The sequence below is a fragment of the Candidatus Equadaptatus faecalis genome, assembly GCA_018065065.1.
Lineage (GTDB): Bacteria > Synergistota > Synergistia > Synergistales > Synergistaceae > Equadaptatus > Equadaptatus faecalis.
Window position 1 is genome coordinate 1 of sequence record JAGHTZ010000041.1, and the last position, 14333, is coordinate 14333.

General features: G+C 50.6%; 14 protein-coding genes and 1 tRNA gene. 7 read left to right on the top strand and 8 right to left on the bottom strand.

Translation table 11 applies throughout. The features are described from left to right. A partial coding sequence (locus KBS54_03420) for an autotransporter domain-containing protein (GenBank protein ID MBQ0055180.1) occupies positions 1 to 446 on the top strand: 446 nt, incomplete at its 5' end. A 174-nt stretch (positions 447 to 620) separates the two neighbouring features. Here KBS54_03420 and KBS54_03425 read toward each other — a convergent pair. From KBS54_03425 to KBS54_03435, 3 genes are all read right to left on the bottom strand, one after another. Continuing rightward, a complete protein-coding gene (locus KBS54_03425) occupies positions 621 to 1682 on the bottom strand; it encodes a hypothetical protein (GenBank protein ID MBQ0055181.1) in 1062 nt (353 codons plus the stop codon). 7 nt (positions 1683 to 1689) lie between these two features. Continuing rightward, complete coding sequence (gene hydE, locus KBS54_03430; protein MBQ0055182.1) at positions 1690 to 2778, bottom strand: [FeFe] hydrogenase H-cluster radical SAM maturase HydE; 1089 nt, start codon at positions 2776 to 2778, stop codon at positions 1690 to 1692. Positions 2779 to 2800: 22 nt separating this feature from the next. After that, positions 2801 to 2884 (bottom strand) — tRNA-Leu (locus KBS54_03435). A 93-nt stretch (positions 2885 to 2977) separates the two neighbouring features. Here KBS54_03435 and KBS54_03440 point away from each other — a divergent pair. From KBS54_03440 to KBS54_03465, 6 genes are all read left to right on the top strand, one after another. Next, positions 2978 to 3331 (top strand): 4'-phosphopantetheinyl transferase superfamily protein, encoded by a 354-nt coding sequence (locus KBS54_03440; protein ID MBQ0055183.1) that lies wholly within the window; start codon positions 2978 to 2980, stop codon positions 3329 to 3331. Positions 3332 to 3333: 2 nt separating this feature from the next. Further along, a complete protein-coding gene (locus KBS54_03445) occupies positions 3334 to 4185 on the top strand; it encodes an NAD(P)H-hydrate dehydratase (protein MBQ0055184.1) in 852 nt (283 codons plus the stop codon). After that, the gene (gene tsaE / locus KBS54_03450) at positions 4172 to 4654 is read left to right on the top strand and encodes a tRNA (adenosine(37)-N6)-threonylcarbamoyltransferase complex ATPase subunit type 1 TsaE (GenBank protein MBQ0055185.1); all 483 of its coding nucleotides are present in this window, start codon (positions 4172 to 4174) and stop codon (positions 4652 to 4654) included. Before KBS54_03445 ends, tsaE begins: the two co-directional genes overlap by 14 nt. Before the next feature lie 2 nt (positions 4655 to 4656). Then, positions 4657 to 5325 carry a tRNA (adenosine(37)-N6)-threonylcarbamoyltransferase complex dimerization subunit type 1 TsaB gene (gene tsaB, locus KBS54_03455; protein MBQ0055186.1) on the top strand — a complete coding sequence of 223 codons (669 nt, stop codon included), beginning with the start codon at positions 4657 to 4659 and terminating at the stop codon, positions 5323 to 5325. Position 5326: 1 nt separating this feature from the next. Next, positions 5327 to 6697 (top strand): 23S rRNA (uracil(1939)-C(5))-methyltransferase RlmD, encoded by a 1371-nt coding sequence (rlmD, locus tag KBS54_03460; GenBank protein ID MBQ0055187.1) that lies wholly within the window; start codon positions 5327 to 5329, stop codon positions 6695 to 6697. Positions 6698 to 6892: 195 nt separating this feature from the next. Beyond that, entirely contained in the window at positions 6893 to 7789 is an 897-nt protein-coding gene (locus tag KBS54_03465; GenBank protein ID MBQ0055188.1) for a Fic family protein, read from the top strand. Between the two features lie 9 nt (positions 7790 to 7798). Here KBS54_03465 and nspC read toward each other — a convergent pair whose 3' ends face one another. Genes nspC through KBS54_03490 form a run of 5 tightly spaced genes read right to left on the bottom strand, consistent with a single transcriptional unit; the run spans position 7799 to position 13454 of the window. Next, the gene (gene nspC / locus KBS54_03470) at positions 7799 to 9016 is read right to left on the bottom strand and encodes a carboxynorspermidine decarboxylase (protein MBQ0055189.1); all 1218 of its coding nucleotides are present in this window, start codon (positions 9014 to 9016) and stop codon (positions 7799 to 7801) included. Beyond that, positions 9016 to 10275, bottom strand: a complete 1260-nt coding sequence (locus KBS54_03475) for a saccharopine dehydrogenase family protein (protein MBQ0055190.1) — start codon at positions 10273 to 10275, stop codon at positions 9016 to 9018. The genes nspC and KBS54_03475 overlap by 1 nt, the downstream gene beginning before the upstream one ends. A 30-nt stretch (positions 10276 to 10305) precedes the next feature. Continuing rightward, positions 10306 to 11163 (bottom strand): agmatinase, encoded by an 858-nt coding sequence (speB, locus tag KBS54_03480; protein ID MBQ0055191.1) that lies wholly within the window; start codon positions 11161 to 11163, stop codon positions 10306 to 10308. A 2-nt stretch (positions 11164 to 11165) separates the two neighbouring features. Next, positions 11166 to 12023, bottom strand: coding sequence for a polyamine aminopropyltransferase (speE, locus tag KBS54_03485; protein ID MBQ0055192.1), 858 nt, complete (start codon positions 12021 to 12023; stop codon positions 11166 to 11168). A gap of 12 nt (positions 12024 to 12035) precedes the next feature. Further along, entirely contained in the window at positions 12036 to 13454 is a 1419-nt protein-coding gene (locus tag KBS54_03490; protein ID MBQ0055193.1) for an aminotransferase class I/II-fold pyridoxal phosphate-dependent enzyme, read from the bottom strand. Between the last annotated feature and the right edge of the window lie 879 nt (positions 13455 to 14333).

The following is a 14333-nucleotide window of genomic DNA, read 5'->3' on the forward strand; positions in this document are numbered from 1 at the left end:
AAGCATATCTCGGAGCACATCTTGGACTTGGCTACAAATGGTCGCTCAAAGACAACTCAAACATAGACACCTACGTCAAATACCTCTGGAACAGACAGAACAGCGACAGTCCGGTAATAGACGGCGAACAGTTTGACCTTGACGCGATAAACAGCCACAGACTTCGCGCGGGCTTCCGCTACAACAGCAAAGAAAACGAAAACGGCGTGAAATTCTTCGGCGGACTTGCCTACGAATACGAATTTGACGGAGCTGCCAAAGGACACATGGGCGAATACGCGCTGCTTGAACCTGACTTCAAAGGCGGAAGCGGAATGGCTGAACTCGGCATTAAATACCACAAAGCGAACAGCCCTTGGAAAGTGGAACTCGGCGTAACGGGCTACACGGGCAAACGCGACAGCATAGGCGCGAACCTGAACGCGTGGTATGAGTTTGGGAAGTAGATAGTAGGAGGTAGGTAGTAGGGGGTAGGAATTAGGAAGCAGAAAAAAACTACCACCTACAAGCGAGGTACGAGCGACCTACAACCTACAAACTGAAGGGCACTAAGCGAAAAGAAAAAACAAAGCGGCGGGGAAACCCCGCCGCTTTGATATTCTGTAATCCGTACAGTGCCGTTATTTCGCGGGTTCTTCGGTGCTTGGGTAGTAAATTTTCAGGTGAGTTACGTTTTCAAGCGCCCTGTCGTTTTTCCCTGCCGTTTTTGGAACAGGCTGCCATGTGCCGCCGTTAATGCGTACGAGCAGCGGGGAGGTGCGTCCGTAGGTTGACCAGACGTCCCACAGTTTTTCGCCTTCGCCGCGGTTGACACCCGGAAGAAGTCCGTCATCGAAAAGCGGCGCGGTGCCGCCAAGCGCGGATTTTCCGTCGGCAGGCGCAACTATCATCCATTGCGTCATATTCCACGTATGCTGCATTTCTTTTGAAGTTAAGGCATGATCCCACGGAATTATCTGAAAGCCTCCGATTGTTCCGCTTTCGGAGGTGCTGTAATCAATAACTCCCGGGTGGTTTGCCCTCAGTTTTCCCACAGCCTGAAATTTCGTTCCCTCAAAACGCCCTGTTCCGGCAAGAGGGCGCAGAACGCGTCCTACGAGCGTGCAGCCGTTTTTGCCGCAGACTGTTACTCTTCCGCCGGGGCGGTTTTCAATTTCCACAAAGCTTGGCAGTTCTCTGTCTTTTACCTTTATAACAAGCGTTTCCCCCTGCCTGATAAATTCTGAAGCAGAGAGTCTTCTCTCTGTACCGCCGGCGTTTCTCAGTACGGCTTCGGAGCCGACCTTCGGCGACCATGCGCCGAAACAGCCTGTTCCAGCCGTTGTTGAAAGGACGAAAGCAGTTCCGGCTTTGGCAGCCGGTGCTATTGTTTCCTGCGGTATTATGCTTATTGTGCGGCCTTTTCCCTTTTCAACCGAAACGAGAAGATGGAGCGCGTTGACTGCGGAGGCGCAGACAGCGCTTTTTTCTCCCCACGCGCTGGCAGTGTAGGAGGGATAGCGCGTTTCCTTAGGAATTTTGAGTACTGTGCCGATTTCTTCCGCTGGCTGTCCTTCTCTTACGGCAAGGGCTTTCGCGCCTGTTTCAAACGGTATCCGCAGTTCAAAAGCTTCCGCATAAAGTGCCTGTGCAAACGATACGTTCAGTATTGCTGCAAGCAGCAGCAAGTATGTTTTTTTCAAATTAAAATCACTTCCGCCCGTTATTTAATTGTATAAAATCTTTATGGTCGCCGCGCGAAATTTCAAGCTCCAGACCGAGCGAAGCAATGTTGCGGCTGAGTTCCTCAAAAGAGGTGTCTGCCTTGTCGTCGTAAATAGCGTATTTTTCGCGCGAAAAGACAGGGGATACGTTAGCCATAATTACGTTTGCCCCAGACGCGAAGGCTGACGTTCTGCTGTCTTCCGATATTGAACCGAGGGCGGTTGTCGCCGGAATAAGAGCGTCGGGAAGCATAAGCCTCACGATGCTGATGACACGCAGCGTAAGATCAGCGCTTCCGTTAGGAAAGGTACCGAATGGTGTGTCACGGTGCGAAATAAAGGGACCGAGCCCGACCATCTGCGGCTCAAACTGCTTCATAAAATTCAGTTCGGTGATAATATCCTGTATTGTCTGATAAGGTGAATCAACCATGAACCCCGCGCCGACCTGATAGCCTATTTCCTTAAGGTCCCAAAGGCATTGCAGCCTCTGTTCGCAGGACATTGCAGCCGGGTGCAGTCTCATGTAATATTCCGGATAAGAGGACTCCTGACGGAGCAGATACCTGTCCGCGCCTGCCTCAAAATAGCGCTGATAGCTTTGTTTTGTTTTTTCACCGAGTGAAAGCGTTACAGCGCAGTCGGGATATTTTTTCTTTATGGAAGAAACTATGCCGCAGACAACGTCGTCGGTGTAAAAACCGTCTTCACCGCTTTGCAGGACAAAGGTTCTTGCGCCGATTGCGCAGCCTCTTTCGCAGCTGTCAAGAATTTCGTCCTTCGTAAGACGGAAGCGTTCAAGCTTTTTGTTGCCTGCACGGAGCCCGCAGTAAAAACAATCGTTTTTGCAAAAATTTGAAAATTCGATAAGCCCGCGAAGATAAACCTTTTTGCCGAAGCGTTCTTCGGTAACGGCTCTTGCGTTTGCATAGAGAAAACTGTGTAGCTCCGGATTTTCGCATGAAAGCAGTGCCTTGAAATCCCTGCCGTGTTCAAGCGTACCGTTTTCTCTCAGCTGCAGCACGAGCGAGAAAATATCTTTAAGCGTGTATTCAAAGTCATCGCGTTTGTTCATGCAGCACCTCAAAACATCAGACTGGTGCGAGAGAGGGGACTTGAACCCCTACGCCGGAGGCACAAGATCCTAAGTCTTGCGTGTATACCAGTTTCACCACTCTCGCACGTATTCTGCCTGAAAATTTTACCCTTGTTTGGATAAACATGCAAGAATGATAATTTTTGTGTTATCCTATTGCCGCAGGGTGGTGACGGATATGATCAAGGGCATAGGCGTGGATTTGTGCAGCATAGAAAGAATGAAAAACGCGCTGGAGAAAAAGGGCTTTGCGGAAAGAGTTTTTTCAGCCGAGGAAATTGTCTATGCCGAAAGCACTTCGTGTCCCGAGGAGCATTTCGCTGCCGCCTTTGCCGCCCGCGAAGCGCTTGCCAAGGCGCTGAAAATCGGGCTTGCAGGGCTTGAACGCGGCTCTGTTTACGTAAGACGGACGGAAAACGGCCCTGTGTTTGTGTTTGACAAACAGCTGCTTGCCGCAGACGAAAGAAGTTTCCTTTCCATTTCGCACGAAGACGGCTTAGCTGCGGCGTTTGTTGTTATCGAAGGTGATTAACGATGAATGCGGAAGAATACGGAAAAGAAAAACTGCGCGGTATGCTTCCTGAAATTCCCTCAGACATACACAAGGGAAACAGAGGCGGCGTGCTTGTCTGCGGCGGAAGTTTGTGCTACAGGGGAGCGCCCCTGCTTGCGGCGCTTGGCGCCCTTCGTGCGGGTGCCGGTTACGTGGTGCTTGCCGTGCCGGATTTCATGGCTGAAAGCGCCTCTGTTTTTCTGCCGGAAGCGATAATAGCACCTGTCAAAACGCTCAACGGAAGTTTGAGCGCGGACTCGCTTGCCCGCACTGTGAAGCTTTGGGAAAAACGCTGCGCCGCAGCTGTTTTCGGTCCGGGAACGGGCAGAGACGAACGTCTGCGCAAAACGCTTGAAAAATTTATGTCGATATGGAGCAAACCGCTGCTGCTTGATGCTGACGCTCTCTGGTTTCTTTCTGAAACGCGCCCTTCCGCGCGGGACAATCTTGCAGTATCGCCGCATGCAGGGGAAGCTGCGCACCTGCTCTCCGAAACGCCGGAGGCTGTGCAGGCTGACAGACAGGCTGCGGCAGAAAAACTGTCGCAGAAATACGGCGCGGCTCTCCTGAAAGGCAAGGGAACTCTTGTTGCCTGCGGCTCGGAAATGCGCGTAATAAACGCGGGATCGCCCGCTCTTGCCGTTCCCGGTTCTGGAGACGTGCTCAGCGGCGTTGTCGGCGCTTTCTGCGCATCGGGAATGTCAATATTTAACGCTTTGACTGCCGGCGCTCTTGTCCACGCTCTTGCAGGCGAGCGGCTTGAAGCGAAATACGGACTGCGCGGCGCTCTTGCGCGCGAAATAGCGGAGGAAATACCTCTTGTCCTCAAATAAAACGTTTAAATTTAACAGCGCTTCCGAACAGGCTACTTTTGAATTCGGCAGGCGGATTGGGCAGTTTGTCTGCGGCGGACTTACGATAGCGATGTACGGCGGGCTCGGAGCAGGCAAGACAAAGCTGACGCAGGGAATAGGCAGCGCTCTCGGTGCCGGAAAAATCAAAAGCCCTACGTTTATCCTTGTCAGCGAACACGATACGGAGCCGCCGCTCGTCCACGCTGACCTTTACAGGCTTGAAAACGTCAGGGAAGTCAACGGGCTTGACCTTGAAGCATATACTGATGACGGTTGTCTGCTTGTGGTGGAATGGGCTGAACGCTGGGAAAACATGCCCGAAAGGGAACTGCTGAAAATAACCTTTGAAGAAACCGCTGAAAACTGCCGCGCGCTTATGCTTGAGGCATTCGGAGAAAAGGCTGAAAAAATTATCGCCGGACTTACAAACGGCGGAAAACAGGAATAACCATGCTTATACTTGGAATTGACACAGCGACAAAATGGACCTGCGCTGCAGTAAGCAAGAACGGCAGAGTGCTTGCGCACCTTGAGCGTATGCTCGGCAAACGGCAGTCCGAACTGCTTCCGGCGCTTGTTGACGAAGTGCTGAAAAAATCCGGCAAAAAAATCAGCGATGTGGATCTTGTCTGCACGGCAGCGGGACCCGGCTATTACACCGGAATAAGGGCAGGAATAGCTTACGCTGCCGCTCTCGCGAAAGCTTTGGGCAAAAAAATCGTACCGGTATCAACGCTTGAAACCTTTGTGTACGACCTTACAGAAACGGACGGAATCTGCGTGCCGCTGCTGAAAGCACGCGGCGACGCTGTCTACGCGGCAATTTACAAAACGGAAAACGGAAAAAAAGAAACGCTGCTTGAGCCGTGCTGCATTGACGCTTCAGAGCTTGCCGCGCGGCTTGAAAAAATACCGGAGGCTGTCCTTGCCGGTGCTGACGTTTCTCTTTACGCTCCGCTTGCCGCGCTCGGCTACGAAAAAATAAACCGCGAGTACGTGCCCGACGGGCAGATTGCCCTCATCGGCGAACACTGCGCGGATAAGGCGGCAGAGCCAGAAACCGTACGCGGAAGCTATCTCAGGGAACCCGACATAGGTCCCTCAAAACGGGCAGATTAAAATGCTTCAGGGCGATATCGTAAATGCGGAAATAACCGGTCTCAACAACGAAGGGGAAGGAATAGCAAGAATCGGGGAAAACGAATTTGTGCTGTTTGTTCCAGACGCTCTGCCCGGGGAAAAAGTTTCTGCCCGCATAGTCACGCTTAAGAAAAGCTACGGTACGGCAAAAGTCCTCAAACGGTTCTGCAATTCACCCGACAGAATTGCGCCGCGCTGTCCCGATTTCGGAAAATGCGGAGGCTGCCAGCTTCAGCACATGAATTACGCCGCGCAGCTGCGGCTCAAAAAACAGACGGTCTGCGACGCCCTGTCACGCATAGGCGGCATTGAAAATCCGCCTGTATTGGAATGTATTCCGTCCCCGTCCGAATGGCGCTACAGAAACAAAGCAGCCGTACCGGTGCAGAAAAATTTCAAAAGCAGGCTGACTCTCGGCTTTTACAAAAAGAGGAGCCACGATGTTGTGGAATTCAGGCAATGCCCTGTTCTGTTTCCTGAAATGGAAACGGAAATCCTTGCCCTTAAAAAATTCCTTGAAGAGAAAAAAATTAACGGCTACGACGAAAAACAGCCGAAAAACGGCGGAAATTTTCTGCGCCATCTTGTGCTCCGCTTTGCGAAATTCAGCGGTGAAGCCGCAGGCTGCATGGTTGTGAACCGTCTGCCGGAGGGAAAAGAAAAGGCTGTGCTTGCCGAAATCAGCCGCGTGTCACACCTGGACGGACTTTTGCTCAACAAAAATGACGCACCCGGAAATTTCATCTGGGGCGGAGTATTCAGAAGGCTCTTCGGCAGTTCAGGGCTGACGGAAAAACTCGGCAGCTTCAAATTTGCCTCCGAAATATCCTCATTTTTCCAAATCAACACGGAACAGGCGCTGAACCTCTACAAATATGCGGCTGAAAAAGCGGGGGAGTGCGGGGCGGAAAATGTTCTTGAACTGTACGCCGGTATCGGGACCCTGACCTGTTTTCTTGCCGAAAAAGCGAAAAAAGTTACGGCTGTTGAAAGCTGGCGCGCCGCGTCAAAATACATCGCGGTCAACGCGAAGGCAAACGGTTTTGACAACGTCAGGGTGTTTGAAGACAGAGCGGAAAAGATATCTCAGGAATTGTCAGGCGAAAGCTTTGACACGGTTGTCCTTGACCCGCCGAGAACAGGCTGCGACAAAAGTGTGCTGGACGCAATACTTAAAATATCACCGCACTGCGTAATATACGTCTCCTGCAATCCCGCAACGCTTGCCCGCGACTGTAAAATGCTGCTTGAAAACGGCGCTTACGAACTGAAATCCGCCCAGCCGTTTGATATGTTCCCGCAGACGGGACACGTTGAGAGCGTGATTCTGCTGACTAAAGTACATGATTGACAGCGTGTTGGTCGTACTATTTACAAGAAACTGTTCTGTCTGTTTTCGGTATGCCGTTCAGAATTGCCTGCCGTACAACATATTGCAGCATAATTTGTCTATCGGCAAAATTTTCCGGAATATTCACATTAAAATCTTGTCAAATTTTGCCGATAATGTTATAATTTTTCCGATAAAAAACAGCAGGAGGGCAGCATGAACTATAAAAGTGTATCTCAAACGGCTCAGCAATGGGGTGTATCAGAAAGAAGCGTAAGAAATTATTGCGCTTTAGGTAAAATAGTTGGTGCGCTGCTCGACGGCAAAACATGGAAAATTCCGGAAAATGCTACTAAGCCTGCAAGAAAACAAAAGAGCGGCAAGATCTCGGAAGATTTGACCGCAAGATTAAAAATGGAGAAGGAAACTGCCGTTCCCGGCGGCATATATCATAAAATACAGATTGAATTTGCGTATAATTCAAATCACATCGAAGGAAGCCGTCTGACATTTGACCAGACAAGATATATTTTTGAAACCAACACAATTGGAGTTCAAAATAATACTGTGAACGTTGATGATGTTATAGAAACGTCAAATCATTTCAGATGTGTTGATTATATTATTGATCTTGCCAATTATCTTTTAAGTGAATCCTTTATTAAGCAGCTGCATATGCTGTTAAAATCCGGTACTTCTGACAGCAGAAAAGCCTGGTTTGCCGTTGGGGACTATAAACGGCTGGAAAATGAAGTTGCCGGAAATGTCACGGTAAGTCCTCAAAATGTCCCGGCAGAAATGAAACAATTATTGAAAAGGTACAATAAGTCCAGATATAAAACACTCAGCGAAATAATAGAATTTCACTATGAATTTGAGAAGATACATCCTTTTCAGGATGGAAACGGACGTGTCGGCAGGCTGATTATGTTCAAGGAATGCCTGCGCAACGGCATAACACCGTTCATTATAGAAGACAGCATTAAAGAATTTTATTACCGAGGATTAAAAGAATGGAAGTCAGAGCCAGGATACCTCATGGACACGTGTTTGACTGCACAGGACAGATTTAAGGCATACATGGATTATTTTGGACTTATGTACAAAGATTAGAGTGTTTTCCTAATGGTTCTGTCTTGAACCGAGCCTGTTTTTGAAGTCCTGATATCCGAAATTAGTCAGTTTTTTCAGTTCCCCTGATTCGGTCAATAACCAAATGTCCGGCAGCGGCATACCGTTAAAGGTATTGTTTTTGCAGGTCGTGTAAATTGCCATGTCGCCGAAGGTCAGCAACTGACCTTCTTTAAGAGGCTCGTCAAAGCTGTAATCGCCAGTTACGTCACCTGTCAGGCAGGTGGGACCGCCCAAACGGTAATTGAAAGCCTTTTCTCCTGCCTCTCCTGCGCCGTAAAGCGGCGGCAGATAGGGCATTTCTATAACGTCAGGTGTGTGGCAGGCAGCGCTCATGTCAACTATTGCCGACTGCGTGTTTCCGTTTTTCGGCAGGTCAAGCACGCGGGTGACGAGATATCCGGCGTTCAGCGCCCATGCTTCGCCCGGTTCAAGATAAACCTCAAGCCCCCATTTTTCCTGCGTGCGGCGAATGCAGCGTTCAAGTCTCGGAATATCATATCCGGGGCGGGTGACGTGGTGTCCTCCTCCGAAATTCAGCCATTTCATACGGGGGAGTACGTCTCCGAACTTTTCTTCAACGGCGTTCAGCGTGGTTTCCAGTGCATCGGAATCCTGCTCGCACAAAGTATGAAAATGAAGACCGTCAAGCATTGTGTACAATTCATCGGTCATTTCGGAATTCCACTGCTGTCTTGTTGTTCCGAGACGGCTGCCAGGAGCGCACGGGTCATATATTGCGTGTCCCTCCTGTGTGGAACATTCGGGATTAATGCGCAGACCGACGGATTTTCCCGCCTTTTTTGCGGTAGGCCCGAATTTTTTCAGCTGCCGCGGGGAATTAAATACAATATGGTCCGCATAGCTCAGCAGTTCGTCGAAATCCTGTTCCCTGTAAGCTGCACAGAAAACGTGCACCTCTTTGCCAGGCATTTCTTCCGCACCTAAACGTGCTTCAAAAAGTCCGCTTGCTTCCGTACCTGTCAGATAATTTGAGAGCAGCGGGTAAAGGTCGTAATTGGAAAACGCTTTCTGCGCAAGCAGAAACTTCGCGCCGGTACGACGCGCTGTGCCGGAAAGAATTTCCCCGTTGCGGCGCAGCTGAGCCTCGTCCAAAATGTATGCCGGTGTCGGAAGCTCCGCAAACAGCTTTGCGGGGGCTTTACCGCCGAGCGCTGCAAACGGTGCGCGTGTTTCCTGTTCTGCCATCAGTCAACCAAAGCGGGGTTGTGATTTTCGCTGCGCGGCAGACCGTATTTGTCCAGTGCGTCAAGGAACGGATCAGGATCAAATTCTTCCACGGTGTGAACTCCGAGTGTCGTCCATTTGCCCGTCAGCATCATTAAAGCCCCGCACATTGCGGGAACGCCCGTTGTGTAGGAAATTGCCTGTGAACCGACTTCGCGGTAGCATTCCTGATGGTCGCAGACGTTGTAGATATAATACGTCTTGTCTTTTCCGTCTTTCTTTCCGGTGAAAATGCAGCCGATGTTGGTCTTGCCGTGCGTACGGGGACCAAGGCTTGCAGGGTCGGGCAGAAGGGCTTTGAGGAACTGAATGGGAACAATTTCCTTTCCTTCGAACGTTATCGGAGTGGTGGAGAGCATGCCGACGTTTTCCAGACATTTCATGTGTGTCAGATAGCTCTGTCCGAAAGTCATAAAGAAGCGTATGCGCTGCACTTCGGGAATATTCAGAGCGATTGATTCAATTTCTTCGTGGTGGAGCAGATACATATCCTTCTGTCCTACCTGATCGAAATTATATTCGCGTTTTACCGACATCGGCGGAATTTCAACCCAGTGTCCGTCTTCCCAGTAGCTTCCGGGTGCGCTGACTTCGCGGAGATTTATTTCAGGGTTGAAATTTGTGGCGAAGGGATAACCGTGGTCCCCTCCGTTGCAGTCGAGAATATCAATCGTATCGATGGAATCGAACTCGTGTTTTTTCGCGTAGGCGCAGTACGCCTGTGTTACTCCGGGGTCAAAACCGCAGCCGAGCAGGGCGGTAAGTCCTGCTTTTTCAAATTTTTCGCGGTATGCCCACTGCCAGGAATAATCAAAGTAAGCTGAGAACCCTGCTTCTTTACAGCGTTTTTCGTATATGGTGCGCCATTCGGGGTCGTCGGTATTTTCCGGTTCGTAGTTGGCGGTGTCCATATAATTGACGCCGCAAATCAGGCAGGCGTCCATAATAGTTAAATCCTGATAGGGAAGCGCGATATTCATAACAAGGTCCGGTTTGTAGCCGCGGATAAGTTCAACCAGTTCGTTCACGTTGTCCGCGTTCACGTGCGCCGTGGTAATTTTTGTAGAGGTTTTCGGTGCCAGTTTTTCAGCCAGCGCGTCACATTTTGACTTAGTGCGCGAAGCAATGCACAGCTCGGTGAATACCTCGCTGACCTGACAGCACTTGGAAATGGCGACAGACGCAACGCCGCCGCAGCCGATAACTAAAACTCTGCTCATTTTAACGACTCCTTTATATTGGTTTGTTTGCTATTTATTCAGCAGCGCCAGCAGAAATTCCCTTAAAACCTTGCAGGCGGCAGCGGTAGACGCGCCCGACTGGTCAAGCATGGGAGCCAGCTCGTTTATGTCAGCACCTGCAATATTGCACTGCGCGGCAGTACGTATAGCGTCCAAAAGCTGCAGGAAAGTTATGCCTCCCGCTTCCGGCGTTCCAGTGCCTGGGAAAACCGAAGGATCAAGACAGTCAAGGTCAATGGTAACGTAGACCGGCGTATTGTCCCTTTTAAGCGCGTTTACTGTGTCTTTCAGTCCGTCCAAAGTCAGCGGGTGCATGTCCGTATGCGCTTCGGCAAAACGGAACTCGTCCCGTTCACCACTGCGTATGCAGAACTGGTGAATTCGTCCGTCTCCCAAAATATCGTGGCACCGGCGCATAACGCAGGCGTGGCTGAGCTTTGTGCCGAGATAATCATCGCGCAGGTCTGCGTGGGCGTCAAAATGAATTATATGCAGATCGGGATAATATTTATGTACCGCACGCACGCTGCCGAGCGTTACGAGATGCTCGCCTCCGATTAAAAAGGGCAGTTTTCCGTCTTTAAGAATGGTTTGTGCCCTGCTTTCAATATCTGCAAGAGCGCTTTCCGTGCTGCCGAAGCTAAGCTCCAGATCCCCGCTGTCAAGCACGGCAAAATCGGTCAGGTCCGCGTCCTGATACGGACTGTAGGTTTCCAGACCGAAACTCTCGTGTCGCATGGCTGCGGAACCGAACCTTGCCCCCGGACGGAATGACGTTGTAGAGTCAAACGGAGCGCCGAAAAGGACAATCTTTGCCTCCTCGTAACTGCTGTCACAGCCTATAAAGGTTTCAATATTGGGTTTCAGGCTCACCTGTTTTCAACCTCCAAAAGCATATCCTCAAGAAATGACGGAAGCGCGAACGCGCCGACGTGCAGGCGCGGCGTATAGTAACGCGTATGCAGATTCAGCGCCAGCCAGCTCTTTTGATCCACATCGTCAATGGGATGATATTTTTTGCTTGCGAACCCGAAAAGCCAGTAGCCTGCCGCATAGGTTGGAATATGAGCCTGATACACCTTGCTGATAGGGAACGTTTCGACGATGCGTTTGTGGCTGCGCTGCATTGCCTCCGCGTCGTGTGCGTAGAACGGGCTGCCCTGCTGATTTACCATAATGCCGTCGTCTTTCAGGGCGTTATAGCAGCTTCCGTAAAATTCACGCGTAAAAAGTCCCTCCGAAGGACCGAACGGGTCTGTGGAATCCACTATTATAAGATCGTACTCCGCCTCGCAGCGCCGGATAAAACGGAGCGCGTTTTCAAAAAAGATATGAACTCTCCTGTCGTCCATTCTGCAGGCGTTTCCGGGCAGAAACTCGCGGCAGGCCTCCACAACCTGCGGGTCCATCTCCACGAGGTCTATGCGTTTCACACGGTCATAGCGCGTCAGCTCGCGCACAACCCCGCCGTCGCCGGCTCCGATTACCAGAATATCCTGAATTCCTTTATGAACCGCCATAGGGACATGCGTAATCATTTCATCGTAAATGAACTCGTCGCGCTCCGTCAGCTGTACGTTGCCGTTAAGCGCGAGAACGCGCCCGTACTCCGGCGTTTCAAAAATGTCAATCTGCTGATAATCGCTCTTCTTGGCATACAAATGCCGCGTAACGCGAATCGAATGCTTGACGTCCTTGGTATGATATTCACTGAACCACATTTCCATAGCAATTCTCTCCTATTTCAGAACGTTCAGCCGCGTAATTGAGGGGTCTTCCGGACCCGTCATGCTGCAGCCCTTGCTTTTTGCGTATTCAATATAATCCAGTATCTCTCCGGTAATTCTTTCGCCCGGCGCAAGAACGGGAATTCCAGGGGGGTAGCACATAACAAATTCGCTGCATATTCTGCCCTCTGTTTCACGCAGCGTGAGACTGACCTTTTCGGCATAAAAAGCCTCCTGCGGGGACATAAGCACTATCGGGTCAATATATTCCTGGGAAAGCATGCCCGTCGCGTCCTTCTGAAAGCGCCGGCGGATTTCCGCCAGTGCGCTGACGAGGCGTTCCACCTCCTGAGAGCGGTCGCCTATTGAAAGATAGGCAAGAATATTGCCTATATCGCCGAATTCAATCTGAATATCGTACTCGTCGCGGAGAAGGTCATAGACCTCAATACCGGCGAGACCGATATCAAGCGTATGTACGGAAAGCTTTGTCGCGTCGAAATCAAAAACGGAATCCCCGTTCCTGAGCTCGCTGCCGAACGCGTAATAGCCGCCGATTGCGTTTATTTCCTCGCGGGCGTACTCCGCCATGTCCGCGACCTGGTGAAACACCGCATTGCCGCGCAAAGCAAGATTGCGGCGTGAAATGTCAAGACTGCTCATCAGCAGATAGCTTCCCGACGTTGTCTGCGTTAAGTTGATAATCTGCCGTACGTAGCCTTCATTAACGTTGGGACCTGTCAGCAGCAGACTTGACTGCGTCAGGCTGCCGCCGCTCTTGTGCATGGACACCGACGACATATCGGCGCCGGCTTCCATTGCGGATACGGGCAGCCCGTTTCCGAAATAGAAATGCGTGCCGTGCGCTTCGTCAGCAAGGCAAAGCATACCCGCTTCATGTGCCATCTTTACAACGGCGCGGATATTTGAGCAGATGCCGTAATAAGTAGGATTGTTCACGAGAACCGCGACAGCGTTCGGATGTTCTTTAATTGCTTTCTTCAAAGACTCCTGCGTCATGCCGAGTGAAATGCCCAGCCGCTGGTCTACGTCGGGATTTACGTACACAGGCACGGCTCCGCTGAGAACAAGGGCATTGATTACGCTGCGGTGGACGTTTCGGGGCAGAATGATTTCATCGCCGCGCTTGCAGACGGTAAGTATCATTGCCTGAACGGAACTTGTGGTGCCGCCCACCATCAGAAATGCGTTGGAAGCGCCGAACGCTTCAGCCGCCAGTTCCTCCGCCTCCCTGATAACTGAAACGGGGTGGCAGAGATTGTCCAGCGGTTTCATGCTGTTGACGTCAACCTCAAGACATTGCTGACCCAAAAAAGCGGTCAGCTCCGGATTGCCTCTCCCGTGCTTATGCCCCGGTACGTCAAACGGTACCACACGCATATTGCGGAACTGCTGCAAGGCTGTAAAAATCGGTGCGCGTCTCTGATCCAAACGAGTATTGCCCATGGTCTCTCCTTCTGTAAATCAATAAAAAACGCAGTTTGTGCAAGGCACAAACTGCGTGTCATAACTGCAGAATACAACCCGTTGGGTTAGTGATGAGGCTTCTGCCGTATTTTACGGGATTATCAGAGTCTATACAGTAAACACTATTAATACTCTTATTGACCGTTTCACAAGTTTGTGCTTTTAACACTGTTTGAAATAAACAACTCATAAAATTTGCGCTCTCGGCGCAAACAGCGGGGCGGCTGCCGCATTGTCCGCGGTGCCTCGCTCAAAACAGGAGCCGGTCAACAAAAACGCGTGAATAGATGCTCGTCGATAATCCGTATCAATCTCCTGCTTCCAAGTTTATCCTACTACGCGTTACAGCTTTTGTCAATTGCAGTATAATTTCTTTTACAACAAACGGCGCGGAATATAAAAAATCCCGCGCCGTTTTTATTTTCCCCAAAATTGCTTTTGGGTACGGTAAACACAGCCCCTACGGGGCGAGTGTGTTAAAAACAAACGACGAACTAAGAACGACAAACGAAGAACAATTTAGAAAAGTATTATTAGGCATTTCAACAGTTCCAACGTTCTTCGTTCTGCGTTCTGCGTTCATCAAACTCCGAATTACTTCCTACTGGGCTGGGCGCAGATGCTGCTTGCGCCGTCCGTTCGTTTTCTGTCCGAAGCCGCAGGGCTCTTGCTTTCCCTGCCTCCTTCCCGAAAGCATAGGCCTCGTGTCTCAACCCTGTAACCCGACCGCTAAGCGTGCCGTTACCGAAGTGTTTCAGAGCTTTAGCTGAAAAGCAACGGGCTTACCTCCGTTTGGAGCCGCATCACGTAATGCGTGAGAGA